Raw genomic sequence first — 25,948 nt, 5'->3', positions numbered from 1 at the left:
CCGCGAACGACCACGAACGACCCGCGAATGACCCACGAGCCGACTGGTCCCGGTCTGCCCGCACCCATCCCCCCATGATCCGAGGCACCCCCCATGACAGGAACCGAGCACTACGACGTCATCGTCATCGGCACCGGAGCAGGCGGCGGCACGCTCGCCCATCGCCTCGCTCCCTCCGGCAAGCGTGTCCTGATCCTCGAACGCGGCGGATACCTGCCGCGCGAGCGGGACAACTGGGAGTCCACCGCGGTCTTCGTCAAGGGCAAATACCGCGCACCGGAATTCTGGTACGACAAGCACGGCGAGAAGTTCCCGCCCGAGGTGAACTACTACGTGGGCGGCAACACCAAGTTCTACGGCGCCGCGCTGTTCCGTCTGCGCCCCGAGGATTTCGGCGAGTTGCGTCACCATGGCGGCATCTCCCCGGCCTGGCCGATCCGTTACGAGGATCTGGAGCCCTACTACACCCAGGCCGAACACCTGTACCTGGTGCATGGCCGGCACGGCGAGGACCCGGGTGAGGGGCCGGTCAGTGCCCAGTACGCGTATCCGCCGGTGCAGCACGAGCCACGGATCCAGCAGCTCAGCGACGACCTGGAGAAGCAGGGTCTGCACCCCTTCCACCTGCCGATCGGCGTCAACCTCACCCAGGACGCCGACGGGGGCGCGGCCCACGGAAGCGTGTGCATCCGCTGCAACCGGGTCGACGGGTTCCCGTGCCTGGTGCAGGGCAAGGCCGACGCCCAGGTCATCTGCGTCGACCCGGCTCTGGAGCACGACAACGTCACCATGATCACCGGGGCGAACGTTCGCAAGCTGGAGACCGGGCCGACCGGCCGCAGCGTCGACAAGGTGATCGCCGAACTCGCCGACGGGACGGTCGCACAGTACTCCGCCGACATCGTGGTGGTGGCCTGTGGCGCCGTCAACTCCGCCGCCCTGCTGTTGCGTTCGGCGAACGACGGCCATCCGGACGGCCTCGCCAACAGTTCGGGCGTGGTGGGCCGCCACTACATGCGGCACAACAACCTCGCGCTGATGGCGGTGTCGAAGGAACCCAACGACACCCAGTTCCAGAAGACCCTCGCCCTGAACGACTGGTATCTGGGCGCGGACGACTGGGACTACCCGCTGGGCGGAATCCAGATGCTCGGCAAGTCGGACACCGACCAGATCCGCGGCGAGGCACCGCGGTGGGCGGGCATGGCCTCGCCGGATCTTCCCTTCGAGGTGCTGGCCCATCACGCGGTGGACTTCTGGCTCTGCGGTGAGGATCTTCCTCACCCCGACAACCGGGTCACGCTCGACGGCAACGGTGACATTCACCTCGCCCTGGACGAGAAGAACAACACCGAAGGGCTGACGCGTCTTCAGCACAAACTCCAGAAGATGCTCGGCCATCTGGGCATGCACCCCCACCACTTGCTGCCGCACAGCCTCTACCTGCACAAAGGCATGCCGATCGGCGCCACCGCCCACCAGGCGGGCACCGTGCGCTTCGGCACGGACCCGCAGTCTTCGGCCCTCGATGTCGATTGCAAGGCCCACGATCTCGACAACCTCTACGTCGTCGACACCAGCTTCTTCCCGAGCATCGGCGCGGTGAACCCGTCGCTGACCGCCATCGCCAACGCCCTTCGGGTCGGCGACCACATCGCGGAACGCCTGAGCTGAGCGAGGAACGCCCTGCGACCGTCCTACGGGCCGGGCTCGCCGGGCGGTGACACATCGGGGGGCGCGTCCTGGCGGCGCCGCCCCCCGATGCCCTGGGGGTCGGCCGTCCGTGCGTCGGCCCGGCGGGGGGCGTCGGCGAACTCCCTCTCGACCGCGTCGTCGAGGAGTCCTAGTTCGGCACGGAGAGCGGGCCCGCAAGCGTCCGGCAGCGCCGCGAGGAGACCTTCGAGGAGGGCCCGGAGCCGTCGGCAGACCTGGACGGAGGTCGCGCCGTAGTCGCGGATCTCGGTGACCGCGAGCTCCAGGTAGTTCTCCCAGGGCCGGCCGGGCACCACGACGCGTGGCCGTCCACGCTCGTCGGCGAGCACGTAGTGACCGCGCGTTCCCGCACGTCCGACGGCGTGCAGGAACGCCTCGATGTGGTTCAGCACCTGGATGGCCGTGGTGGGGTCGTTGACCGCGGGCGAGAGGGCGCGGATGGCGATGTCGACCAGGATGCGCAGGGCGAAGGCCGGGTCCTGCTCGATGGTCCGCTCCGCGCCGAGGGCGAGGAGGCCGGTCACCAGGCGCGGGTCGGGCGCGGGCGCACCGCCGTGGATCTCGACGACGGTGCCACTGGGCGGGACGAAGTCGCCGACCGACGCGGCCAGCACGAACACGCAGTCGTGCCGCGCCGCGAGCGAGACCATGCCAGGTGCGTCGAGCGCCTGGATGACACCGCCGCGTTCCGACCGGATGCGGGCCACCGGGCCGGCCGCTGGTGGGACCCCGTCGGACACCCCGGTGCTCCGTACATGGGCCGCCATGCGGTCGAGGACCTGTTCGCCCAGGCGTCCCACGATGTCGGCGATGGCCACCGGCCGCAGGTTGTGGGTGAAGCGGTTGAGGTAGATCAGCAGGAGCAGGAGACTCACGGACACGGCGATACCGGCCAGGGTCACACCGAGGTTGGGCACGGAGTCGGTCTCGATGCTCCGCAGCAGTGTGTAGGCGAACGCGAAGGTGCCGGTGAAGGTGGCCAGCACGGCCTTCTGCAACCGGTCGCGGTACCAGAGCCGCATGTAGCGCGGTGAGAGGGTGCCGGTGGCCTGCTGGATGACGAGGACCCCGATGGTGACGACGAACCCGAGCAGCGCGATCATCGCGCCGACCACGGAGCTGAGGACACTGCTCGCCGTCGACGCGGAGTAGTCCCAGGTCTTCGGCAGCCAGGACGCCCCGTCCACGGCGGCCGCGGCCTCGGCGAGGGCGACGCCGAGCACGAGCCCGAAGAGGGGGACGATCCACAGACTCGCCTTGGCGTACTGCCGCAGCCGGAAGCGGGTGGCCCACGAGGTCATACGGAGCCCATCAGTACGGCGGTGTCGCCCGGCTGTGGTGTGATCGTCTGCGCGCCGGTGACCGGAACCAGCCGGCCGTCGGCCCGGACCACGAACAGGATGTCGCGGTCCGAGGGGATCGGCTGGGATCCGGGCTGGACGTGGAAGCGGGCACCCTGCTCGTAGCGAGCCGCCAGGCGGTGCCGGACGAGCGGGTGGCCGAAGAGGATGTCGCCGCCGGTGTAGGGGGCGACCACGCCGTGGCTGTCCCGCGGCGGCCCCACCCGGTAGACGGGCCCTCGCACGTTGTCCTTGATGACGACGGAGGCCAGGGCGTTGAAATCGTCGTCGTCGGTGAGCAGGAACACCGCCGTCACGCCTTCCAGACGGGCCCGGGGATTGGTCGCGGTCGCCAGCATCTCCCCGTGAGCGAGTTCGATTCCGGCCGCGGCGATCCGCTCGCGTTCCTCGTCCAGTCCGGCCCACATCAGGACGTGGAGTCCGGCGGCCTCCAGTGCCTTCCCCAGGCCGATGACCCAGGGGGCTCCGCCCACCAGGAGCGGCCGTGTCCGCGCGGACTGGACGACGCCGAGCTTCCGGGCCACGGGCGCGGCGGTCAGGGCGTAGAGCAGGACCGTCCCCACGATCACGAGGAAGGTGATCGGAAGGATCTTGGACGCGCCGGGCAGTCCCTTCGCCACGAGGGTGGCGGAGAAGGCGGACGCGGTCGAGGCGGCGACGATGCCGCGCGGTGCCATCCACCCGATGAAGCCCCATTCGCCCACCGTCAGGTCGGAACCCCATGCGGAGGCGTACGCGATGAGCGGCCGGACCAGGAGGACGAGCACGGCGATCAGGATCAGCGAGGGGACGAGCACGGGCACCACGGAGTCGGGGGTGACCGCGGAGGAGATGGAGATGAACAGCAGGCCGATGATCATCTGGACGAGTGTCTCGAGGAAGGGCCGGCGGGCCGGCATGTCCATCCCCCGCAGGTTGGTGATGGCGAGTCCGGTGAAGATGGCGGCGATGAGGCCGGTGTCGTCACGGACGATGTCGCAGCCCGCGGAGACGAGGATCACCGTCGCCAACTGGGCGAGGGTGCCGAGCGTTTCACCGAGTCGCAGTTTGTTCAGGGTCAGCCAGAGGATGGCGGTGCCCACCGCACCACCCACGAGACCGACTCCTACGCTGATGAGGAACTGTCCGATCTGGTAGCCCCGGCCGATGTCGACCCGGTGGGAGGTCGCGACGGCGTGGAAGACGACCGCTCCGAGGATGGCGCCGATCGGGTCGGTCAGCGTTCCTTCCCAGATCAGGATGCGCCGCAGCCTGTCCGTCGGCCGGACGTACTCGAGCAGCGGGCCGACGACGGTGGGACCGGAGACGACGAGGATCATGCCGATCATCGCGGCACCCCGCAGCGGGATGCCGAACAGGGCCGGCCCGATGGCGGCGACGGCGAGAAAGGTGACCAGGATGCCGATGACCAGCAGCCGCACGACGGTCGAGCGGGTACGGCCGGTGAGGTTGCGCAGGTTCAGCCCGAGACCCGCGTCGTAGAGGATCACGGCGACGGACAGCGAGACCAGCGCGGGGAAGTCCGGGCCGATGAGGCGCCCGGGGTGGATGATGTCGGTCAGGGCGCCCGCCGTGAAGCCGACGGGCAGGAGGATGATCAGCGCGGGGACGCGCAGCTTGTTGGCGAGGATCTGCGAGCCCGTGGCGAGGGCGACGGTCAGGGCGATGCCCAGGAGGATGTCCTCGTCGGTCATGGCGGTCGTCCTCCTTCCACCGCTCGGGGCCGCGGGATCTCAAGCGCGTCCACAAGCCCTGTGCCCCGCCTGCAGGGGATCTTGAAATCCGATGGTGCCCGACTCGACGCCGACGACGGTTGCCTTCAGAGCATCCGCCGAGCACGCCGTACCCGGACCGGCCGTAGGGATGAGGCAGTCACGTCGAGGTCCAATCCACTACACCTGCGTACGGCACGCACCGCCACGAAGCCGTCCGGGTGACCCGGAACGTCCGCGCCGTTGCCGGGCAGGCACGTTGACGGCCAGGACGACGGCACCGCCGCCGACCACGACGGTGACGACAGTGACGACGGCGCGAATCACCCGAACGAATGGCCGCGGTCTTTCACGAGCACGGTTTGCCGACTGCCAGGGAACCAGTGTGTTTGTCTGGGCGGCCGCATCAGCTGCGTCGCAGTGCGATCCGATGGATGAGGGCAGATGAGCCAGCTGGACTTGGCGCGGCTGCAGTTCGCGATGACGTCGATCTACCACTTCCTGTTCGTCCCGGTGACCATCGGGCTGAGCCTGCTGACGGCCCTGCTCCAGACGGCCTGGTACCGGGGAGGGAAGGTCGCGTACCTGCGGCTGACACGGTTCTTCGGGACCCTGCTGGTGATCAACGTCGCCGTCGGCGTGGTGACCGGTCTGGTCCAGGAGTTCCAGTTCGGTATGGACTGGTCGGGCTACTCCCGCACGGTCGGTGACGTGTTCGGAGCGCCCCTGGCGATGGAAGGCCTCGCCGCGTTCTTCCTGGAGTCGACGTTCCTCGGCCTGTGGATCTTCGGCTGGGACAAACTGTCCAAGCGCGTCCACCTGGCGACCATCTGGGCGGTGGCGGCCGGCAGCGCACTGTCGGCGCTGTTCATCATGGCCGCGAACTCGTGGATGCAGCACCCGGTCGGCTACAAGGTCGACCCGTCCACCGGCCGCCCGCAGCTCGACGACGTCTGGGCCCTGTTCACCAACCCCGTCTTCCTTCGCGGCTACCTGCACGTACTGCTGGCCGCGCTGGTCACCGGCTCGATGGTCATGCTCTCCGTGTCCGCCTGGCATCTGCGCAAGGTCCTCCGCGAGGACAAGGGCAGCGTCGAGGGCGACAAGGCCACCCCGGTCGGGGCTGAGGTCCAGGCCGAGGTTCAGGACGAGGGCGCCCCGGACGCCGCGAAGGAGGCGGCCTCGGGGTTCCGGCTGTCAGCGCGCCTGTCGCTGTTCATCCTCGTGCCGGCCCTGATGTTCAACATGCTCGTCGGCAGCGAACTCGGCGTGACCGAGGGCAAGTACCAGCCGATGAAGATCGCGGCGGCCGAGGCGCAGTGGGAGACCTGCCAGCCCTGCTCCTTCTCCCTCTTCCAGATCGGCGGCGGCAACAACGACCAGACGCCCACCAAGGTCCTGGAGATCCCCCACCTGCTCTCCCTGCTCGCCACCAACCACTGGAACGGCAAGGTCCTCGGCCTCAACGAGGTCAACAGCCAGTACCAGCAGGCCTACGGTCCGGGCGACTACGTGCCCAACGTCTTCATCCAGTACTGGGCGATGCGCGTCATGGCCTACCTCGCCTCGCTCGCCCTCCTCCTCGGAGTGTGGGGTCTGTGGCTGCTGCGGCGCGAACGGCTCACGCGCTCACGCTGGTTCCTGACCGCGGCGGTGTGGGCCGTGGTGCTGCCGTTCCTCATCAACACCTCAGGCTGGCTCCTCACCGAGAACGGACGCCAGCCCTGGATCGTGCAGGGCATCCAGTTGACGAAGAACGGGGTCTCCTCCTCCGTCAGCACCACCGAGGTCGCCATCAGCATCGTGGCCTTCTTCCTCCTCTACGCCGCGATGGCCGTGATCGCCGCCGTGCTGATGACACGCCACACGCGCAAGGGCACCGGCCCCCTGCACCAGGACGACCAGCCCGCATCCGAGATGACCTACTGAGGTCCCGAGCCGCCGGAAGGCCCGCGATGGCATTCACCACCCTCTGGTTCATCCTCGTCACCGTGCTGTGGACGGGCTTCTTCGTCCTGGAGGGCTTCGACCTCGGGGTCGGCATGCTCCACGGACTGCTCTCCCGCGACGAATCGCGCCGCCAGGCCGTGCTGCACACCATCGGACCGGTATGGGACGGCAACGAGGTCTGGCTGGTCACCGCCGGCGCCGCGATGTTCGCCGCCTTCCCGGGCTGGTACGCCACCCTGTTCTCCGGCTTCTATCTCGCTCTCGTGCTCCTTCTGGCCGGACTCATCGTCCGCGGCATCGCCATCGAGTACCGCGGCCGCGTCGACAGCGCGCGATGGCGACGGAACTGGACCGTCCTGCTGACCGCGAGCAGCGTGACCGTGCCCCTGGTGCTCGGCATCGCCCTCGGTGACCTGCTGCACGGCGTGCCCATCGGCCACGGCCAGGAGTACACGGGCACCTTCGCCGACCTGTTCACCGGCTACGGCGTCTTCACCGGGATCACTCTCACCGTGCTCTGCCTCCTGCACGGTGCGACCTTCCTCTCGCTGAAGACCAGCGGGGACATCCGCGAGAGGGCCCGCCGACTGGCGCGGCTCACCGTCCTGCCCGCCGGTCTGGTGGTCCTCGCCTACGTCTTCTGGACCCGCTCCCTCGCGAGCGGCGGCGTCCTCCTCAACCTCACCGAACTCGCCACCGTCGTCGCCGTCGCCGCCGCGGCCTGGCTGATCAGCGGCGGCCACGACGGCTGGGCGTTCTGTGCCACCGCTTTCGCGATCGCCGGAACCGTGGCGTCGCTCTTCACCGAGCTCTATCCCAGGGTGATGGTCTCCAGCACGGGCAGCGCCTTCGACCTGACCGTCCACAACACCGCGTCCGGCCCCTACGCGCTCAAGGTCATGACCGTGGTCGCCCTCGTCCTGCTCCCCGTCGTCCTCTGCTACCAGGGCTGGACCTACCACGTCTTCCGGCAGCGGATCTCCTCCGACCGGTTCCCCGCCGCCGGAGGGCCTGCCGCGGCGCCGACGGCCCTGCCCGAAGGATGACGGCGACCTCGGGCGCCCACGAGAGCGGGGGATGCCGGACCAGGCCTGACCGAGCCCGCGCTGAGCCGTTGGAGGGGCATCTCCGCCCGAATGGGCGGGTGGGGCGACCCGTCGGCCCGCGTACGCGCCGAGGGCCGAGGAATGTTGTGCCCCGGTGCCGAAGTTCGGCGGGCGACGGGAGACGGCAGTGACCTCAGATGTGGACGTCAAAGCGCAGCTCGCGGCACTGCCGTTGCTGCGGGGCCAGAAAGCCCTGGTGACCGGGGCGAACTCCGGCATCGGACTGGCGACGGCGGTCGCGCTCGGCCGGGCGGGCGCCGACGTCGTCGTCAACTACGTCGCCGGACAGGAGGCCGCGGAGGACGTGGTCCGGCAGATCCAGGGTTTCGGCGTGCGGGCCTTCGCCCACGAGGCGGACGTGTCCGACGAGGGTCAGGTCGTCGGCATGTTCGCACGCATGCTGGAGGAGTTCGGCACGATCGACGTTCTGGTGGCCAACGCCGGCCTGCAACGGGACGCGCCGGTGACGGAGATGACCCTCGAGAAGTGGCACAAGGTCATCGACGTGAACCTCACCGGCCAGTTCCTGTGTGCCAGGGAGGCGACGAAGGAGTTCCTGCGGCGCGGTGTCGTGCCGGAGGTCTCCCGTTCCGCCGGAAAGATCGTCTGCATGAGTTCCGTGCACCAGATCATCCCGTGGTCCGGTCACCTGAACTACGCCGCGTCCAAGGGCGGTGTCCTCATGCTCATGCAGACGCTGGCCCAGGAACTCGGCCCGCACGGAATCCGGGTCAACGCCGTCGCGCCCGGCGCCATCAAGACCCCGATCAACCGCAGCGCCTGGGAGACCCCCGAGGCCGAGGCGGACCTGCTCAAGCTGATCCCCTACCGGCGGGTCGGCGAGCCCGAGGACATCGCCGACGCGGTGACGGTCCTGGCCTCCGACCTCATGGACTACGTGGTCGGCACGACCCTGTTCGTCGACGGCGGGATGACCCTCTTCCCCGGCTTCGCCACCGGCGGCTGACCACACCGTACGAGACCGCGTGACCCCGCGCCGGGCCGGAGCCCGGCGCGGGGTCACGCTGCGACGGGGTTCCGGGCCCGAACCGCGTCAGCCGGGATGCCAGGTGAGTTTGTCGCCGCCCACCCAGCGGACCACTTCGGGGTCGTCCAGATCGTGGACCGTGATGCCGTACGCGGCCGCGTACTCCAGGACATCTGTGATCGCCTTCGCCTCGCCCACCATCTCGCCGTCGATCTCCATGATCCGGAACGGCGGCGTGCCCGGCTGCACCCCGAGCACCATGATCCGCGGGTGGGAGATGTGAGGGCTCGCGCTTTCGGTCATGACTAGAGCGTAAAGCGATTCCCGCTGTTCCCGCTGGTCAGTGGTGGAGCACCAGGAGCGTCCGGCCCGTGCCGCCCGGCAGGGGCGCGGCAGCGGACATCGACGCGTTCGCCCGGTCGGGTGACGTGCCCGCCCCCACGTCCGGAAACCCGGCACCACCCTCGCACCGGACGTCCGCCGTGCGGTCCGCCGACGGCTGGGCAACGCTGGGGAGAGCGTTCGGCGGCCGTCGCGACCGCAGGGAGGAGTGCCGATGGACCCCGTCGAGGCCCTGGACCGGATCGCGTTCCTGCTGGAGCGGAGTCTGGCGCCCACCTATCGCGTACGGGCCTTTCGTACCGCGCAAGGCCTGCTCGCCGGGCTGCCGGCCGACGAGGTCCGCGAGCGCGCGGCGACCGGGACACTGGAATCGCTCAAGGGCATCGGCCCGAAGACCGCGCAGGTGGTGCGGGAGGCACTGGCCGGCGAGGTGCCGGGCTACCTGGAGAAGGTGGAGCGGGAGGCCGCCGGGCCGCTCGCCGAGGGCGGCGCGGGTCTGCGGGAACTGCTGCGCGGGGACTGCCATCTGCACTCCGACTGGTCCGACGGCGGCAGCCCGATCGAGGAGATGGGGCGCACCGCGGCACGGCTCGGCCACGCGTGGGCGGTGCTCACGGACCACTCGCCCGGGCTGACCGTGGCGAACGGCCTGTCGCCGGAGCGGCTGCGCGGGCAACTGGCGGTCGTCGCCGCCCTCAACGAACGCTGGGCGCCCTTCCGGCTGCTCACCGGCATCGAGTGCGACATCCTCGACGACGGATCGCTCGACCAGGAGACGGAGTTGCTGGAGCTGCTGGACGTGGTGGTCGTGTCCGTGCACTCCAAGCTGCGGATGGAAGCGGGGCCGATGACCCGCCGTATGGTCGCCGCCGTGCGCAATCCGCACGCGGACGTCCTCGGCCACTGCACCGGCCGGCTGATCTCGGGCCGCGGCCGTCCCGAGTCCGCGTTCGACGCGGAAGCCGTCTTCGCGGCCTGCGCGGAGACCGGCACGGCCGTCGAGATCAACAGCCGTCCGGAACGCCTCGATCCGCCGCGCCGGCTGCTGCGCCAGGCGGTCGGGGCGGGTGTCCTGTTCTCCCTGGACACCGACGCGCACGCTCCCGGACAGCTGGACTGGCAGATCTACGGGTGCGCGCGGGCCGAGGAGTGCGGGGTGCCGCCGGAGCGGGTCGTCACCACATGGACGCTGGAGGACCTGCTCGCCTGGACCCGGACCCACGAGACACCGTGACACACGTCACCGCCGACGGCCCCGTTCCGGGGAACACCCACAGGTAGTTACCCGTTGAACAAGCCGTGGGTGCGGATGGGACAGCGTCCCCGGGCCTCACCTCAGCCCGCAGGGACGATCGTCCGGCTGAAGCCCTGCGGAGTGTTTCGCCGCGAGGCGACCGCCATCTGTGCCCCCACAGACGACCCCGACCGAGATTCCCCCGTCCGGTCGGGGTCTTTCCTTTGCCCAGGCCGTCCGCTCGCCGCAACGGCCGTGTCCGCTTGACTTCGAGTCCGCTCGAATTCGTAGCGTGCGAGGCATGAGCACTGCACAGCACAAGATCGGTTCGGGATTCGGCGCCCGGAGCACCGCGGACGACGTCCTGCGGGGCATCGACCTCTCCGGCAAGCTCGCGCTCGTCACGGGCGGCTACTCGGGCCTCGGCCTGGAGACGACCCGGGCGCTGGCCGGGGCGGGCGCCCACGTCGTGGTCCCGGCACGGCGCCCGGCGACCGCGCGCGAGGCGCTGGCGGACATCGACGGCGCCGAGACCGACGAACTGGATCTCGGCGACCTGGAGAGCGTGCGCGCCTTCGCCGAACGGTTCCTCGCCTCGGGCCGCGTCATCGACATCGTCATCGACAGCGCCGGCATCATGGCCTGCCCGGAGACGCGGGTCGGCCCCGGCTGGGAAGCCCAGTTCGCGACCAATCACCTCGGTCACTTCGCGCTGGTCAACCGGCTGTGGCCCGCGATCGCGCCGGGCGGCGCGCGGGTCGTCTCCGTGTCCTCCGCGGGCCACCACTACTCCGGTATCCGCTGGGACGACGTGCACTGGCGGACCGGCTACGACAAATGGGAGGCCTACGGGCAGGCGAAGACGGCGAACGTCCTGTTCGCCGTGGAACTCGACCGAAGGGGACGGGACTTCGGCGTACGGGCCTTCTCGTTGCACCCCGGCGGCATCCTCACCCCGCTCCAACGGCACCTGCCCAAACAGGAGATGGTCGACCGCGGCTGGATCGACGAGAACGGCACGCCGCTGAACCCCGAGGGCTTCAAGACGCCCCGGCAGGGAGCGGCCACTCAGGTGTGGGCCGCGACCTCACCGCAACTGGCCGGCATGGGCGGGGTGTACTGCGAGGACTGCGACATCGCCGAGCCCGCCCCGGCGGACGGCACCCGGACCGGCGTGAGCGCCCACGCGACGGACCCCGAACAGGCTGCCCGGCTGTGGGAGTTGTCGGCCGAACTGACCGGGGTGAACGCCTTCGGCTGAGCCACGCGGGCATCAGCCGCATCAGCCGCATCAGCCGCATCAGGAGCCTGACATGAACTCCCGTAGATCCGCGGTAAGTTGTTCGCGGTGCGTGGCGAACAGGCCGTGTCCGGCATTCTCGTAGACCTTGAACGTACTGTCGGGCAGCAGTTCCGCGGCCCGGCGGCCGGTCAGGTCCAGCGGTGCCGACGCGTCGTGCGTCCCGTGCACGACGAGGGCGGGCAGGTCGAGCTTCGCGAGCTCGGGCGCGACGTCCAGGGTGACGACGAGGTCGCCGAGGGCGGCCCCGGCACGGGCGGTCGCGCCGTGGCAGCGGTCGATCATGGATCGCACGTAGGCCTCGGAGAGGTCGTTGCCGGGGAGGCCGAGGGCGAAGAACGCGTGGGCGCCGTCCTCGAAGAACGCGGCCCGGTCGTGGCGGAACACCTTGTTGCCCGCCTCGACGAGTGCCGGGTCGACCCCCTCGGGATGGTTCACCGACCGCACGGGGCCCGGTGTCATACCGGCGACCAGCGCCACCCTCGCCACCCGCTCGACCCCGTGCCGGGTCAGAGCACGGACGATCTCGGCGGTCCCGACGGAGTGTCCGACCAGGGTGACCTCCCGCAGATCGAGGTGCCGGAGCAGCCCGTCGACGTCGTCGGCGAGGCTGTCGAGGTCGAATCCTCCCCAGACGTCCTCGGACCGGCCGTGCCCGCGCCGGTCGAACCCGACGCACCGGTAGCCGGCGTCCGCGAGCGGCAGCATCTGGTACTCCCACATCTCCGTACCGAAGTAGGAGCTGTTGACGAAGACGGCCACCTGGCCGGTGGCGGGGCCGTAGTCGACGAAGTGCAGCCGGGCACCGTCGACGGGGCTCGCGAAGTACGGCATGGGTCCTCCCGGGATCCGGTGGTACGAGGGTCTGTCTGACAATTCGCGTCGTCGCCCGAAGGGCAGACGGGAATTGCCAGACAGGCCCTCGGGCAGTCGCTGTGCCCTTCATGCTTCCGGGAGGCGGCGACGGGGTCGATTACCCCGGAGGTCATGCGAACGCGGTCGCCTGCGGAGGGGATCAGTGCGGTGCCCGTTCCTCCAGGGCCGTGCGCCAGGCGGGGGACGGTCCGGTCGGCGCGGGTTCGGCGCGCCGGCCGCCGCGGGCGAAGAAGTCGGCCAGCGGGAGGATCGCGGCGCCGACCGTGACGGCGTCGGGGCCGAGGCGCCCGAGGTCCACGGTGACGTGCTGGGCGGGATAGCGCAGGGCGTACGACGAGGCGTAGCGGCGGACGGCGGGCAGGAAGCGGGAGCCGAGCTGGAGGCCGGCCCAGCCGCCGATGAGGATGCGTTCGGGCTGGAAGAGGTTGATCAGGTCGGAGAGGCCGGCGCCGAGGTACTCGGCGGTCTCCTCCAGGACGGCGAGCGCGATGCGGTCGGGCTCGGTGCCCTCGGGCGGGTAGGCGGCGGCGAGCATCGCGGTGAGCGCGGTCTCCTCGTCCGTGCCCTCCGGGGGCCGCCCGCCCTCCTCGCGCCAGCGGTCCAGCAGCGCTTCGGCGCCCGCGTACGCCTCCAGGCAGCCGAGGGCGCCGCAGCGGCAGCGGCGGCCCCTGACCCGCACGGTCAGATGCCCCCACTCGACGGACCGGCCGTTCTCGACGTCCTCGGTGACGAGAGAGGCGCCCACGCCGGAGCCGAAGAGGACGACCACCGCGTTGCGGGCACCGCGTCCGGCGCCGAACCACATCTCGGCCTGGCCGAGGGTTCGGGCGCCGTTGTCCGCGAAGTACGGGACGGTGTCGGGGAGTTCGCAGGCGGAGCGGAGCAGGGACTCCAGCGGGACGGCGTCCCAGCCGATGGTCTGGCCGTGCACGACCGCGCCGCGCTCGGGCGTGCGGGCGACGATGCCGGGCACCCCTATGCCGACGCCGAGGAGCTGTTCGGGGGCGATGTCCGCCTCGGCGAGGACCTCGGCGATGCCGTCGCGGATGTGGCCGACGATGACGTCGACGTCGTACTCCCGGCCCCTGAGCGGCCGGTCTGCCTCGTAGCCCTGGCGTTGCAACGGATGTTCGGTGCGGGCGAGTTCGGTGAGGGTCAGGTCGAACAGCTCGATACGGACGCGGGTTTCGCCGACGTCCACACCGATCATGTGGCCGCTTCCGGGCACCACACGCAACAGGGTGCGGGGGCGGCCACCGTCGGAGTCGACGCTTCCGGCCTCCTCGACGAGACCGTCGGCGACGAGTTCGGCGACGACGTTGCTGATGGATCCGGAACTCAGCCCGGTCGCCGGGCCGAGCTCGTAGCGGCTCATCGGCCCGTCGAAATACAACCGTTGTAGTACGGCGGTGCGATTGCCCCGTCGCAGGTCACGCACTGTCCGTCCGTTCCGCCCCGCCATGTGAAGTCCCTTCCGGCCTGCCCGAACTGCAAGATACCCCTGCGCGATCCCTTGACGCGACTTTCTTCCGGGTCTTAACTCACGTCCTAAATTAAGCCATGAGGATCGTTCGGGAAGTGAACCCGGGCGTCCCTCGTGCGCTCCCTCCGGGAAAGGGACAGAAGCAGCCATGCGCAGAATCCGAGCCGCGGCCGCCGGTGCGGTCACCATCACCCTGCTGACCGCCGCGACCGCCTGTGGCGGCGGCTCGTCGAGCGGCGGGTCCAACGCCTCGCCGAAGACGCTCACGTACTGGGCGTCCAACCAGGGTGCCAGCATCGAGATCGACAAGAAGACGCTCGCCCCCGAACTGGCGAAGTTCGAGAAGCAGACCGGCATCAAGGTGAAGCTGGAGGTCGTGCCCTGGTCCGACCTGCTGAACCGGATCCTCACCGCCACCACCTCGGGCCAGGGCCCGGACGTCCTCAACATAGGCAACACCTGGAGCGCCTCGCTCCAGGCCACCGGCGCGCTGCTGCCCTGGGACGCCAAGAACTTCGCCAAGATCGGCGGCAAGGACCGCTTCGTCGACTCCGCGCTCGGCTCGACGGGCGCCGAGGGCAAGGACCCCGCCGCGGTGCCGCTGTACTCGATGGCGTACGCGCTCTACTACAACAAGCAGATGTTCGCCGACGCCGGGATCGCGAACCCGCCGGCCACCTGGGACGAGCTGGTCGCCGACGGCAAGAAGCTCTCCAAGGGCGGCAAGTGGGGCATCGGCGCGGAGGGCTCGAACGCCTCGGAGAACATCCACCACGCGTTCGTCTTCGCCAAGCAGCACGGCGCCGACTTCTTCACCGCCGACGGCGCGGCCGACTTCACCAACGACGGGGCCGTGGCCGCGGTCAAGCAGTACGTGGACCTGATGGCGAAGGACAAGATCATCGCCCCGGGCAACGCCGAGTACGCGCAGAACCAGTCGGTGAGCGACTTCGCCAAGGGCAAGAACGCCATGCTGCTGTGGCAGTCCGCGGCCGCCAACCTCAAGTCGCAGGGGATGAGCGAGGACGCGTACGGCATCGCCCCCGTCCCCGTGCAGTCCGGCACCCCGGGCACGGGCACGAACGTCAACTCGATGGTCGCGGGCATCAACCTCGCCGTGTTCAAGAACACCAAGAACCTCGACGGCGCAGCGAAGTTCGTGAAGTTCCTGACCAGCGATGCCGAGCAGAAGATCCTCAACGGCGCCTACAGCTCCATCCCGCCGGTCAAGACCGCCCAGACGGACACCGCGTTCAACTCCCCCTCGAACGCGGTTCTCAAGGACACCCTGGCCAAGAGTGCCGCCGCGCTTCCGCAGGTCGCCGACGAGTCCCAGTTCGAGACCGCGGTCGGTACGGCCATCAAGGGTCTGTTCGCCGACGCCGCCGGCGGCCGCGCGGTGACCACCGCGTCGGTGAAGGCGGCGCTCGAGAAGGCCCAGCAGCAGATGCCGAAGAAGTGAGTGCGGACACCGTCATGACCACCACGACCGCCGCTTCCGCCGAACCCGGCGAGCGGACGGTGCGCAAGAGCTCCCCCGGTGCGGCGCGCGGCCCGCGCCGCACCGGGCGGATCAAGCGCATCGGACTCCCCTACCTGCTGCTTCTGCCCGCGCTGGTCCTCGAACTCCTGGTCCACCTGGTGCCGATGGTGATCGGCATCGTGATGAGCTTCAAGGAGCTCACCCAGTTCTACATCCGTGACTGGGGCACGGCGCCCTGGGCCGGCTTCGACAACTACTCGGTGTCGGTGCACTTCGACGAACCCGTCGGCGAGGCGCTGCTGCACTCCTTCTTCGTCACCATCGGCTTCACGCTGCTCTCGGTCGGCCTGTGCTGGCTGATCGGCACGGCGGCCGCGATCTACATGCAGGACACCTTCCGGGGGCGCGGCATTCTGCGGGCCCTGTTCCTGGTGCCGTACGCACTGCCCGTCTACGCGGCCGTGATCACCTGGGTGTTCATGTTCCAGCACGACAACGGCCTGGTGAACCACGTCCTGCACGACCAGCTCCACCTCACCGACAAGCCCTCGTTCTGGCTGATCGGCGACAACAGCTTCTACGCCCTGCTCACCGTGTCGGTTTGGAAGGGCTGGCCGTTCGCCTTCCTGATCGTCATGGCGGGCCTGCAGAACATCCCGGGCGAGCTGTACGAGGCCGCCGCTCTCGACGGGGCCGGTCTGTGGCAGCAGCTTCGCCGCATCACCCTGCCGTCGCTGCGGCCGGTCAACCAGGTCCTGGTGCTGGTGCTGTTCCTGTGGACGTTCAACGACTTCAACACGCCGTTCGTCCTGTTCGGCAAGACGGCCCCGGAGGCGGCGGACCTCATATCGGTCCACATCTACCAGGCGTCCTTCGTGACGTGGAACTTCGGCACCGGCTCGGCGATGTCCGTGCTGCTGCTGCTCTTCCTGCTCGTCGTGACAGGCGTCTACCTCCTGCTGACCTCCCGGGGAAGGAAGACGGCCGATGTCTAGCACCACCACCCACCGCTCGCCGATGGCTCCCCCGCGGTCCTTCCTGTGGTCCCGGCGGATCTTCCTCACCCTGCTCACCGGCTTCGTCCTGGTGCCCGTCTACGTCATGGTCTCCAGCTCGCTGAAGCCGCTCGCGGACGTCTCGGGGAAGTTCCGCTGGCTGCCGAGCGGACTGACGCTGCGGCCGTACATCGACATCTGGTCGACGGTGCCGCTGGCGAAGTACTTCGCGAACTCGCTGATCGTGGCCGGGGCGGCCACGATCTGCTCGGTCGTGATCGCCGTCTTCTCCGCCTACGCCGTGAGCCGTTACAGCTTCCGCGGCAAGCGCGTGTTCACGGTCACCGTGCTGTCCACCCAGATGTTCCCCGGCATCCTCTTCCTGCTGCCGCTGTTCCTGATCTACGTCAACATCGGCAACGCCACCGGGATCGCGCTGTTCGGCTCGCGCGGGGGTCTGATCCTCACGTATCTGACCTTCTCCCTGCCGTTCTCGATCTGGATGCTGATCGGGTACTTCGACTCGGTGCCCCGCGATCTCGACGAGGCGGCGCTGGTCGATGGCTGCGGCCCGCTCGGGGCGCTCTTCCGTGTCGTCGTTCCCGCGGCGATCCCGGGCATCGTCGCGGTCGCCGTCTACGCCTTCATGACCGCCTGGGGCGAGGTGCTGTTCGCGTCGGTGATGACCAACGACGACACCCGCACGCTCGCCGTCGGCCTCCAGGGCTACTCCACGCTCAACGACGTGTACTGGAACCAGATCATGGCCGCCTCGCTGGTCGTCAGCGTCCCCGTGGTGGCCGGCTTCCTGCTGCTCCAGCGCTATCTCGTCGCCGGTCTCACGGCGGGAGCCGTCAAGTGACCGGCCCCGCCGAGGACATCGACACCATTGACGACGAAGGGACTTCAGTGACCATCGACCTTGCCGCCCTCCCCGAGGACTTCTTGTGGGGCACGGCCACGTCGGCCTACCAGATCGAGGGTGCCGTCGCGGAGGACGGCCGCTCCGCCTCCATCTGGGACACGTTCTCGCACACCCCCGGCAAGATCGACAACGGTGACGACGGGGACGTCGCCTGCGATCACTACCACCGCTGGCGCGAGGACATCGGCATCATGCGCGGGCTCGGCACCAACGCCTACCGGCTGTCCGTCGCCTGGCCCCGGGTGATGCCGGGCGGCGACGGCGCGGTCAACGCCAAGGGGCTCGACTACTACGACGCGCTGATCGACGGCCTGCTGGAGGCGGGCATCACGCCCTCGGTCACGCTCTACCACTGGGACCTGCCGCAGGTGCTCCAGGACCGGGGCGGCTGGCCCGCCCGGGACACCGCGCACCACCTCGCCGCCTACGCGTCGGTGGTCGCGGAGCGGCTCGGCGACCGTGTCCAGCACTGGACCACCCTCAACGAGCCGCTGTGCTCGGCCTGGATCGGCCACCTGGAGGGGCGGATGGCCCCGGGCCTGACCGACCTCACGGCCGCCGTCCGCGCCTCGTACCACCTCGTGCTCGGCCACGGGCTCGCCACGCAGGCGATCCGCGCGGCCGCGCCCGGCGCGCAGATCGGCATCGTGAACAACCTGGGCAGCATCGAGGCCGCCACCGACCGCCCGGAGGACATTGCGGCGGCGAAGCGGCAGGACGGGCACACCAACCGCTGGTGGCTCGACCCGGTGCACGGCCGCGGCTTCCCCGCCGACATGGTCGAGGTGTACGGGGTCGAACTCCCGGAGGTCGCGGGCGACCTGGAGACCATGGCCGCGCCGCTGGACTGGCTGGGGCTGAACTACTACTTCCCCTCCAGCGTCGTCGACGACCCGACCGGGCCTGCCCCGTACGCCCGCCAGGTCCGCCGGCCCGGCGTGCCCGTCACCGGCATGGACTGGGAGGTCGAGGCCGCCGGTATCGAGAGTCTGCTGCTGCGCCTGACGAACGAGTACGGCGCCCGCAAGCTGTACGTCACGGAGAACGGCTCCGCCTATCCCGACGTCGTACGCCCCGACGGGACCGTCGACGACCCGGAGCGCACCGCGTACCTCGAACAGCACCTGGCGGCCTGCGCCTCGGCGGCCCGCAAGGGCGTTCCGCTGGCCGGCTACTTCGCCTGGTCGCTGCTGGACAACTTCGAGTGGGCGTACGGCTACGACAAGAGGTTCGGGCTGGTGCACGTCGACTACAAGACGCAGGTACGGACGGTGAAGGGCAGCGGTCACCGCTACGCGGAGATCGTCCGCGAGCACCGCGGGGGCGCGAGCAAGGCGGCCTGAGCCCGGCCGACCGCCGGGCGCGCGGCCGGCTCCGGGGCCTGCCGTCCGGCCGCGCGTCCCGCCGCGTGATCCAAGCGGCAGGGTCTAGGAACCGTGTTCGGCCGGGGTGTTCGCGCCCCGGCCGATCTCGTCGAGGGCGGCCGTGAACTGCGGGGCCACCGTCGCGCGTACCCAGGCGTCCCGTTCGTCGCCGGAGGCGCGGGGAACGGTCTCGATGAGCATGATCAGATAGAGGTAACTGCGGTACAGGGCCAGGCGCTGCCGAGCCGCTCCATCGAACTCGGCCACTCCACCACCCTCTTGATATCCCGTCAGGAAATCGGTGTCCTGGCGGATGTCCCCGAGCAGGGCCAGGGAGACGAAGTCGGCGAGCGGGTCGCCCCAGAGCATGCGCTCGCCGTCGATCAGACCGCCGATGCGCGGGCCCGCCTCCGCCCGCTCGACCAGGATGTTCCCCCGCCACAGGTCGAAGTGGACGAGGCGGGGGACGGTGACCTCGTCCAGGGCGTCGAAGGCGGTCCGCGCGGTACGGGCCACCTCGTCGACGGGGCGCGGCAGCCAGGCACGGTAGCGGTGGGCGTCGTCCAGGAGCGCTTCGTACATCCCGGTGAAGGCGGTCCGCCAGTCGGGAGCCAGCGGACCGAGCGCGCCGGAGGGATAGCCGAAGCCCGGGCCGGTCACCCCGTGCAGCCGGGCCACCATGCGCCCCAACTCTCGCCGCAGCGGCCTGCGTTCACCGTCGGGCAGGTTTCCCCAGGGCTCGCCCGGACAGTGCGTCATGAGCAGGTGGCCGTCGCGGTGATCTCCGACCGCCCGGGGCGCCGGTACGCCGACGGTGGCAGCCCACCGGTAGAACTCCGCTTCGGAGACAAGAAGTTGCCGCTCGTACGCCAGAGCGGGGGCGGTGTCCGGCGGAGGCACCTTCAGGACGTAGCGGGTGCCGTCGGTGAGCCTCAGCTCCTCGACGGTGTTGTACGTGCCGCCGGACAGGGCCCGGCGGCCGACGAGACTCCCGGGCGGCAGCCCGGCCTCCCGGAGGGCCCGCCCGGCCCGCTCCCACTCGTCCGTTCCGGCTCCCGAGCCCTCCTCGTCCATGCGCCCACCCTGTCAGGTGAACCCCTGAATCGGCAGCCGTCGCGCGACACGGTTCCGTTCATTCCGGAAATCCAGTGGATCCTCTCCGTCGGGCTAGGTACCTTCGGCCAAAACCTAGTACCCCTAGGTTTTACCGAAGGTACCCGAGCGAACCAGGAGAACCCCATGCGACCACTAACCGAGCAGGCCGTCCGCGACTCGTTCGTCAACTGTTCCCGGGGGGAGGCCAAGCGGCTGGCGACGCCTCGCGATCTCGCCGAACGCCCCTGGGACGATCTGGACTTCCTGGGCTGGCGAGATCCCGGAGCTCCCGACCGGAGCTATCTCGTGTCCGAACAGGAAGGAGACCTCGTGGGCGTCGCCCTGCGCCTTCCCTCCTCCCGGCGCGGGCTCCTGCACCGCAGCATGTGCTCGCTGTGCCTGACGACGCACCCGGGCAGCGGGGTCTCGCTGATGACGGCCCGCAAGGCGGGCGCGGCGGGCCGCGAGGGCAATTCGGTGGGCATCTACATCTGCGCCGACCTGGCCTGTTCGCTCTATGTACGCGGGAAGAAGTCCCTGGAGTCGGGCAGCCGCTTCGAGGAGACCCTCACGACGGAGCAGCAGATCGCCAGGACGGTCGGCAACCTCTCGGCCTTCCTGGCGAAGCTGCACGGCTGATCCCTGCGCACCGCCCGCACTCCCGCGGGCGCCCGGGAAGCTCCCCGGGGCCCGGGGAGCGTCCCCCGCCCCGCCGGAGGGGGCGGGGGCCGTCCCGGACGCGTCAGATGGCGGCAGGCGTCCAGTGCGGGTCCCGGCCCAGGAAGGCGAGCAGTGCCTCGGCCCGGCCGGCCTCCGCCGGGACCTCGCGCGCGGCGGCGAACACGCCGAACGCGTCGCGCAGGTGGTCGGCCAGCCGGTCCGCCGCGAGCCGGATGCCGCCGGCCAGGGCGTCGTCGAGGGGGGACGTCTGGCCGGTCGCCACGGCGATGTCCCAGGCGTGCACGCCCGCGTCCATGGCGGCCGCGGCGGCCGCGACACGGAACGGCAGCGGCCCGAGCGGCGTCGCCACCTCCTCCGCCTCGGGGGACAGCCCCGCGTAGACGTCGGCGACGCCCACGAGGACCTTGTCGAGCTCCGCCGTCACGTCGGCCTCCAAAGTGTCCTGCGGGTGGAAGGCGTCCTGCTCGGGCCACCCCGTGCCGGTGACCGCCGCGCCGTACGCCTGCTGGTCGAGCCGGGCGTGGTTGAGTACCTGGGCCACCGTCCACTCGCCGCACGGCGTCGGCGCCGACCAGGCGCCCTCCGGCACACCGGCGGCCACGGCGCGCAGCCGGTCGTACGACAGCGTCAGCAGTTCGATGCCCTCGACGTCGCTCATTGCGCTCATTCGGTGCCTCCTGATGCGGTCCGACCCGGTTGATGCCTTCAATCCAGGACCCTTTGCGGACAGGATCGGTCCGCAATCGGCACGTTCGGTACCCGTGTTAAACGGGAAGGCCCGAAGGATGCAAGAGGCACGCGGTGAGTGGACGACATCCGTCGCGAAGATCGTGGAGCGGCGCCGGGAGCCGGTGGTCGTCCAGACACTTCGTTCGACGGCCGCCGCGACGATCGCGTACGTGGTGGCCATCCATCTCAGTCCCGAGCCCGCGCCGCTGACCGCGCCCCTGACCGCGCTGCTGGTCGTTCAGGTCACCCTGTACTCGACGATCACCACCGCGATCCGGCGGGTGAACTCCGTGGTGGTGGGCGTCGTCATCGCCATCGGCTTCAGCAGCCTGGTGGGCCTGACCTGGTGGAGTCTGGGCCTGATCATCCTCGCCTCGCTGGTGGTGGGACATCTGGTCCGGGTCGACGAGTTCGTGCCGGAGGTGGCGATCAGCGCCATGCTGGTCCTCGGTGTCACCCGCGTGGGCAGCACCGCGTGGGCCCGCGTGCTGGAGACGCTGATCGGGGCGGTGGTGGGTCTCGCCTGCAACCTCGTGCTCGCGCCCCCCGTGTGGGTGAGCGTGGCCGGTGAGCAGATCGAGGACCTGGCACGCCGGATGCGGCAGCTCATGCTGCGGGTCGGCGAGGGCGCCGTGGCGCACACTCCCTCCCATGTGGCGGCCGAGCGGCTGCACGAGGCCCGCCGGCTCGACAACGACATCGCCGGGGTGGACGCGGCCCTGCGGCAGGCCGAGGACAGTCTGAAGCTCAACCCGCGGGTGCGCGAGGGGCTGCTGCACCGGGTCGTGCTGCGTACCGGCCTGGACACCCTGGAGATCTGCACCGTGGTCCTGCGGGTCATCGCGCGCAGCCTCACCGACCTGGCCAAGGAGCGCGAGCCCCGGCCCCTGTTCGAACCGCAGGCCGGGGCCGTCCTGCGGGAGCTGCTGTCCGAGGTCGCCGACGCGATCGTCAGTTTCGCGGTGCTGGTGACCAGCGACGTCGCCCGGAACGCCGCGTCCGCCGAGGAGCGGCTCAGCGCGGAACTCGCCACCGCCGCCGCCACCCGCGACAAACTGGCCCAGCTCTTCCTCGAAGAGGTCCGGCGCGATCCGAGCCAGTGGCAGCTTCACGGCTCCGTGCTGACCGAGGTCACCCGCATCCTCGACGAACTGGACACCGAGCACCGCACCCGCCGCCTGTTCGAGGAGCTGGACCGCTGCACCCGCGAGCAGCACGAGCGGCGGCCGCGCCTGACCCGGCTGCGGCGCCGGCTGCGTCTGCCGCGTCGGAACCGGAACCGTTCCCCCGTCTCCGGGCGTTCTAGGTGAGGAGTTCCGTGAGAGGAAACGGCACGAAGCCGTGGCGGTGAGCCGCCCCGGCGGCAGGAGAACGAGGGGGCGGGCGGATGACCGAGGACACCGTGCGGATCGACGGGAACGCGCTGCGGCTGCCGGGCGGGGTGCAGGTGCGGTTCATACGGACGCTGCGCCTGCCCGAGACGGGCACGCACGCGTTGCCGCCGGGGCTCGGCGAGTTCCCCGTCCGGCGCGTCGAGGACTACGGGGACCGGGTGCCCGCCGAGTGGCGGGCGCGCGGCGGCGTGATGCTGCCGGTGTATCTGCGCGAGGCCATGTGGCTGAGTTTCGCCGGGACGGCGGAGCCGGCCGCGTTGCAGGTGGGCGTCGGCAAGGTGTGCGCCGTGTCCGGCAAACCCTGGACCTCCCGGCTCACCCGTGACCCGCAGAACTATGTGTGTCTCCCCCGGCAGCCCTGGCTCGACGGGATCAACTCCGGCAAGGGGACGGTCCGCCAGTTCGTGGCCGTGCCGCTGGGGCTGGGCGCGACGGTCGAGGGCCAGGTCACCGGCGAGGAGGTCTGGGGCGGTGTCCAGCTCCAGTCGTTCCCGCTCGAGGCCGGGGAGCTGGCGGCGTGGCGGGAGGCGGAGCGCCGCAAGGCGGAGGAGCGTCTGCGGATGCCTCCGATGCCTCCTTCGGTCGGCGCGTACGGCGGTGCCATGCCGATGACGGCCGCGCCGCCCGCGCCGGGCGCCGCGCCCGGAGCCGCGCGTCCAGGGGGTGCCCCGCGTCCGCGCAGCGCCCCGGCGATGGGTCTCGGCGTCGGCGGTTCGATGCGCCAGGAGGTCTACCGCGACGACCGGCCGCTGAAGGCCTGGGCGAAGGAGCCGGCCGGACGCGTGTTCGTCCACCTCGTGACTCCGCCGGAGTGGCGCCGCATCACCGGCGAGGCGCCGCCGCCGTCCCCGGTGGACCGGGCCGCGTACACCCGCGCGGGGCTTCCCTGGTTCGACTACTACGACCAGGACGCCACCGATCTGGCGCCCACGGACGAGCTCGGTTCGGTGCAGCCGGTCGGCGACTGGCTGGGCGACGACCACGAGCCCTGGCAGCAGCCCTCGCCCCATCAGGTGCAGCCGCTGGGTGACGCGCCGGGCAAGCCCGTCGGGGACGGCGACTGGTAGGTCGCGGCGTTGCGCGGGGCGCAACGCGCAGGGCCGTTCTTGCACGTCCGGGGTGTCGCACGCCAAGGTGGCCGTTCCGGCCGAGGCAACCGACACCCCGAGGTGCAGGCATGAGCAGTGGTGCAGGGCCGTCGCGCGGCACGGGCGGCGGCTGGACCAGACGGCGTTTCTTCGGCGCGCTGGCGGGGGCCGCCGCGATCACGACGGTCCCGGCATGCGCGGCGCCCCGGGCGGACCCCGCTGTGACGGCGCCGCTCCCGAAGGCGCCGCCGCCCGGTCCCTCGGCGTCGGCGGCCGCGTCGGCACCCGTGTCCCCGGCTCCCGCCTCCGGTCCGCGTCCGCTGTTCCTGGGTACCTACACCTCGGGCGACGGCGGTGGGAAGGGGATCGGTGTCGCCACGTACGACCCGGCGACCGGCGCGGTCACGGGCGGCGGTGTGGTGACGGGCGTCGACAACCCCTCCTTCCTCGCGGTGCATCCGGACGGCCGGACGCTGTACGCGGTCGACGAGCAGACGGCGGGCGCGGTGACGGCCGTCCGTCTCCCGGGGAACGAGGTGCTGGGCAGCCGCTCCACCGGGGGCTCGGGCCCCTGTCATCTGTCGGTGCATCCGAACGGCCGCTGGCTGCTGAGCGCGAACTACGCCTCGGGCAGCGTCGCGGTGCATCCCATCGACGCGTCCGGCGCGCTCGGCGAGCGCACCGATCTGGCCGCGCACACGTCCCCGGCACCCGGTCCCGGCCAACAGGGCCCGCACGCGCACCAGTTCGTCACCGCTCCGGACGGCGGGCACCTGCTCGCCGTCGACCTGGGCACCGACACGGTGTACAGCTACCGTCTCGACGACACCCGGGGCACGCTCACCGAGGTCTCCCGGGCGCGGACGAGGCAGGGCGCGGGCCCGCGCCATCTCACGTTCCACCCCGGCGGCGGGTACGCCTATCTCGCCAACGAGGTCGACAACACGGTGACGGTCTGCGGCTACGACCCCGCGACCGGCCGCCTCTCGGTGGGCGAACCGCAGTCCACGGGCACGGGAAGCGGGACGAGTTACCCGGCCCAGCTCCTAGTGACGTCGAACGGTTCGTACGCGTTTCTCGCCAACCGGGGCCACAACAGCCTGACGCGGTACGCGATCGAGGCGGACGGCGCCCGGCTGCGGCTGCTGGACACGGTGCCCGTGGACGGCGACTTCCCGCGTCACATCGCGTTCTCGCCCGACGGACGGCTGCTGTTCGCGGCGAACCAGCGGTCGAGCACGGTCACGGTGTTCCGGGTCGACCAGGAGAGCGGTGAACTCCGGCGCGCGGGCGAGCCGTTCGTCTCACCCCTCGCGGTCTGTGCGCTGCCGCTGTAGGGGACGGGGGCAGGAGGCGAGACTCGCCTGGGTGAGCAGGACGTGCATGCGCTCGGTGAGCTGGGAGACGTCGTCGGCGGGTGCGTGGAACGGCAGGCGCACATCACCGTTTCCGCGCGCGCGTTCGATGCGCAGGGTGAGTCCGTGGCGGTCGACGGCAAGGGGCTGGACGCGCACGGCGCCGTGCAGACTGTCCGGTTCGACGAGGCGGGTGAGCCGCTCGACGGCGTCCGGGTGGGCGTCGGCGAGATGGGTGAGGAGCTGGGCCTCGGCGAAGGCCAGCGGGTCGGGCCGGGCCTCGGCCAGTTCGTCCAGGTCGACCACGACCGTCCCGCCAGGCCGGCGCAGCACGGCGCGGGTGGTGCGGAACGAGAGCTGCCCGTCCTCGGGGACGAACCAGCCGGCGAGCCAGAGCCGGGCGCGGACCCGGTTCCGTACGGGAACCGGTGCGACATCGGCGAACTCCAGGACGGCGGACGGTTCTCCGCGCGGGGAGCAGATGGCCGCGGCGAGCAGCGCGCTGTCCTCGGGCACCCGCAGGAGCACCCGGCCGTCCGCGGTGACGGAGTGCGAGCCGAAGAACTCCTCCCGGCCGCCCTCGGCGCTCACCGCGCAGGACCAGGCCGCGGCCAGCACCGAACGGGCATACTCCGCCGCGGCGGGCGCGGCCGTCCAGGTGTCACGGTCACCCATCAGCTTCCTCCTTAGGTAAGGCTTGCCTAACCTATCGAAGATCGGGGCGTACGCCAACCACTCCTCGTCGGCCGAACGGCCGGCCATGGATCCACGCCC

The 25,948-nt window shown here is 70.6% G+C and carries 22 protein-coding genes; 14 read left to right on the top strand and 8 right to left on the bottom strand.

Going from position 1 to position 25,948, the window contains the following annotated elements; all coding sequences use genetic code 11:
- Window positions 1-93 precede the first annotated feature (93 nt).
- Complete coding sequence (locus OG410_RS36655; RefSeq protein WP_329303083.1) at window positions 94-1,674, top strand: GMC family oxidoreductase; 1,581 nt, start codon at window positions 94-96, stop codon at window positions 1,672-1,674.
- A gap of 23 nt (window positions 1,675-1,697) precedes the next feature.
- On the opposite strand, the gene OG410_RS36650 is transcribed toward OG410_RS36655, so the two are convergent.
- Window positions 1,698-3,014, bottom strand: coding sequence for a DUF2254 domain-containing protein (locus OG410_RS36650; RefSeq protein ID WP_329303082.1), 1,317 nt, complete (start codon window positions 3,012-3,014; stop codon window positions 1,698-1,700).
- Window positions 3,011-4,768 carry a cation:proton antiporter gene (locus OG410_RS36645; protein WP_329303081.1) on the bottom strand — a complete coding sequence of 586 codons (1,758 nt, stop codon included), beginning with the start codon at window positions 4,766-4,768 and terminating at the stop codon, window positions 3,011-3,013. Before OG410_RS36645 ends, OG410_RS36650 begins: the two co-directional genes overlap by 4 nt.
- A gap of 462 nt (window positions 4,769-5,230) precedes the next feature.
- Between OG410_RS36645 and OG410_RS36640 the strand changes: the two genes are divergently transcribed.
- The 3 genes from OG410_RS36640 (at window position 5,231) to OG410_RS36630 (ending at window position 8,809) form a co-directional block, all read left to right on the top strand.
- Window positions 5,231-6,715, top strand: a complete 1,485-nt coding sequence (locus OG410_RS36640) for a cytochrome ubiquinol oxidase subunit I (RefSeq protein ID WP_329303080.1) — start codon at window positions 5,231-5,233, stop codon at window positions 6,713-6,715.
- Between the two features lie 26 nt (window positions 6,716-6,741).
- On the top strand, window positions 6,742-7,782 hold the full coding sequence (gene cydB / locus OG410_RS36635; RefSeq protein WP_329303079.1) for a cytochrome d ubiquinol oxidase subunit II: 1,041 nt from the start codon (window positions 6,742-6,744) through the stop codon (window positions 7,780-7,782).
- A 232-nt stretch (window positions 7,783-8,014) separates the two neighbouring features.
- Window positions 8,015-8,809, top strand: a complete 795-nt coding sequence (locus OG410_RS36630) for an SDR family oxidoreductase (protein WP_329304386.1) — start codon at window positions 8,015-8,017, stop codon at window positions 8,807-8,809.
- Window positions 8,810-8,896: 87 nt separating this feature from the next.
- On the opposite strand, the gene OG410_RS36625 is transcribed toward OG410_RS36630, so the two are convergent.
- Window positions 8,897-9,133 (bottom strand): hypothetical protein, encoded by a 237-nt coding sequence (locus tag OG410_RS36625; RefSeq protein WP_328673096.1) that lies wholly within the window; start codon window positions 9,131-9,133, stop codon window positions 8,897-8,899.
- 253 nt (window positions 9,134-9,386) lie between these two features.
- Here OG410_RS36625 and OG410_RS36620 point away from each other — a divergent pair, with 253 nt between their 5' ends.
- Both OG410_RS36620 and OG410_RS36615 read left to right on the top strand, forming a co-directional pair.
- The gene (locus OG410_RS36620) at window positions 9,387-10,406 is read left to right on the top strand and encodes a PHP domain-containing protein (RefSeq protein ID WP_329303078.1); all 1,020 of its coding nucleotides are present in this window, start codon (window positions 9,387-9,389) and stop codon (window positions 10,404-10,406) included.
- Between the two features lie 301 nt (window positions 10,407-10,707).
- Window positions 10,708-11,667 carry an SDR family NAD(P)-dependent oxidoreductase gene (locus tag OG410_RS36615; protein WP_329303077.1) on the top strand — a complete coding sequence of 320 codons (960 nt, stop codon included), beginning with the start codon at window positions 10,708-10,710 and terminating at the stop codon, window positions 11,665-11,667.
- A 39-nt stretch (window positions 11,668-11,706) separates the two neighbouring features.
- On the opposite strand, the gene OG410_RS36610 is transcribed toward OG410_RS36615, so the two are convergent.
- Entirely contained in the window at window positions 11,707-12,540 is an 834-nt protein-coding gene (locus OG410_RS36610; RefSeq protein ID WP_329303076.1) for an alpha/beta fold hydrolase, read from the bottom strand.
- Window positions 12,541-12,721: 181 nt separating this feature from the next.
- Window positions 12,722-14,044 (bottom strand): ROK family transcriptional regulator, encoded by a 1,323-nt coding sequence (locus OG410_RS36605; protein ID WP_329303075.1) that lies wholly within the window; start codon window positions 14,042-14,044, stop codon window positions 12,722-12,724.
- A gap of 169 nt (window positions 14,045-14,213) precedes the next feature.
- Between OG410_RS36605 and OG410_RS36600 the strand changes: the two genes are divergently transcribed.
- From OG410_RS36600 to OG410_RS36585, 4 genes are read left to right on the top strand one after another with little or no spacing between them, the layout of a single operon-like run.
- Window positions 14,214-15,527 carry an ABC transporter substrate-binding protein gene (locus OG410_RS36600; RefSeq protein ID WP_329303074.1) on the top strand — a complete coding sequence of 438 codons (1,314 nt, stop codon included), beginning with the start codon at window positions 14,214-14,216 and terminating at the stop codon, window positions 15,525-15,527.
- A 14-nt stretch (window positions 15,528-15,541) separates the two neighbouring features.
- On the top strand, window positions 15,542-16,543 hold the full coding sequence (locus OG410_RS36595) for a carbohydrate ABC transporter permease (protein ID WP_326784058.1): 1,002 nt from the start codon (window positions 15,542-15,544) through the stop codon (window positions 16,541-16,543).
- On the top strand, window positions 16,536-17,405 hold the full coding sequence (locus OG410_RS36590; protein ID WP_329303073.1) for a carbohydrate ABC transporter permease: 870 nt from the start codon (window positions 16,536-16,538) through the stop codon (window positions 17,403-17,405). The genes OG410_RS36595 and OG410_RS36590 overlap by 8 nt, the downstream gene beginning before the upstream one ends.
- A 47-nt stretch (window positions 17,406-17,452) precedes the next feature.
- Entirely contained in the window at window positions 17,453-18,811 is a 1,359-nt protein-coding gene (locus OG410_RS36585) for a GH1 family beta-glucosidase (protein ID WP_329304384.1), read from the top strand.
- 84 nt (window positions 18,812-18,895) lie between these two features.
- Here the strand turns inward: OG410_RS36585 and OG410_RS36580 are convergent, their stop codons facing one another.
- Window positions 18,896-19,906, bottom strand: a complete 1,011-nt coding sequence (locus OG410_RS36580; protein ID WP_329303072.1) for a phosphotransferase family protein — start codon at window positions 19,904-19,906, stop codon at window positions 18,896-18,898.
- A gap of 165 nt (window positions 19,907-20,071) precedes the next feature.
- Between OG410_RS36580 and OG410_RS36575 the strand changes: the two genes are divergently transcribed.
- Window positions 20,072-20,566, top strand: a complete 495-nt coding sequence (locus OG410_RS36575; RefSeq protein ID WP_329303071.1) for an FBP domain-containing protein — start codon at window positions 20,072-20,074, stop codon at window positions 20,564-20,566.
- Window positions 20,567-20,669: 103 nt separating this feature from the next.
- Here the strand turns inward: OG410_RS36575 and OG410_RS36570 are convergent, their stop codons facing one another.
- Window positions 20,670-21,275 (bottom strand): TIGR03086 family metal-binding protein, encoded by a 606-nt coding sequence (locus OG410_RS36570; protein WP_329303070.1) that lies wholly within the window; start codon window positions 21,273-21,275, stop codon window positions 20,670-20,672.
- Between the two features lie 118 nt (window positions 21,276-21,393).
- Between OG410_RS36570 and OG410_RS36565 the strand changes: the two genes are divergently transcribed.
- The 3 genes from OG410_RS36565 to OG410_RS36555 all read left to right on the top strand — a co-directional run bounded on the left by OG410_RS36565 (window position 21,394) and on the right by OG410_RS36555 (window position 25,156).
- Entirely contained in the window at window positions 21,394-22,647 is a 1,254-nt protein-coding gene (locus OG410_RS36565; RefSeq protein WP_329303069.1) for an FUSC family protein, read from the top strand.
- A 77-nt stretch (window positions 22,648-22,724) separates the two neighbouring features.
- Window positions 22,725-23,798 (top strand): hypothetical protein, encoded by a 1,074-nt coding sequence (locus OG410_RS36560; protein WP_329303068.1) that lies wholly within the window; start codon window positions 22,725-22,727, stop codon window positions 23,796-23,798.
- 110 nt (window positions 23,799-23,908) lie between these two features.
- Complete coding sequence (locus OG410_RS36555; protein WP_329303067.1) at window positions 23,909-25,156, top strand: lactonase family protein; 1,248 nt, start codon at window positions 23,909-23,911, stop codon at window positions 25,154-25,156.
- Here OG410_RS36555 and OG410_RS36550 read toward each other — a convergent pair.
- On the bottom strand, window positions 25,124-25,849 hold the full coding sequence (locus OG410_RS36550) for a DUF2470 domain-containing protein (protein WP_329303066.1): 726 nt from the start codon (window positions 25,847-25,849) through the stop codon (window positions 25,124-25,126). The genes OG410_RS36555 and OG410_RS36550 overlap by 33 nt on opposite strands.
- Window positions 25,850-25,948: the final 99 nt, after the last annotated feature.

The sequence above is a fragment of the Streptomyces sp. NBC_00659 genome (genome assembly GCF_036226925.1).
In the GTDB taxonomy this organism is placed as follows: domain Bacteria; phylum Actinomycetota; class Actinomycetes; order Streptomycetales; family Streptomycetaceae; genus Streptomyces.
The sequence above is the reverse complement of the archived record's forward strand: the minus strand, read 5'-3'. Positions and strand labels throughout refer to the sequence as shown.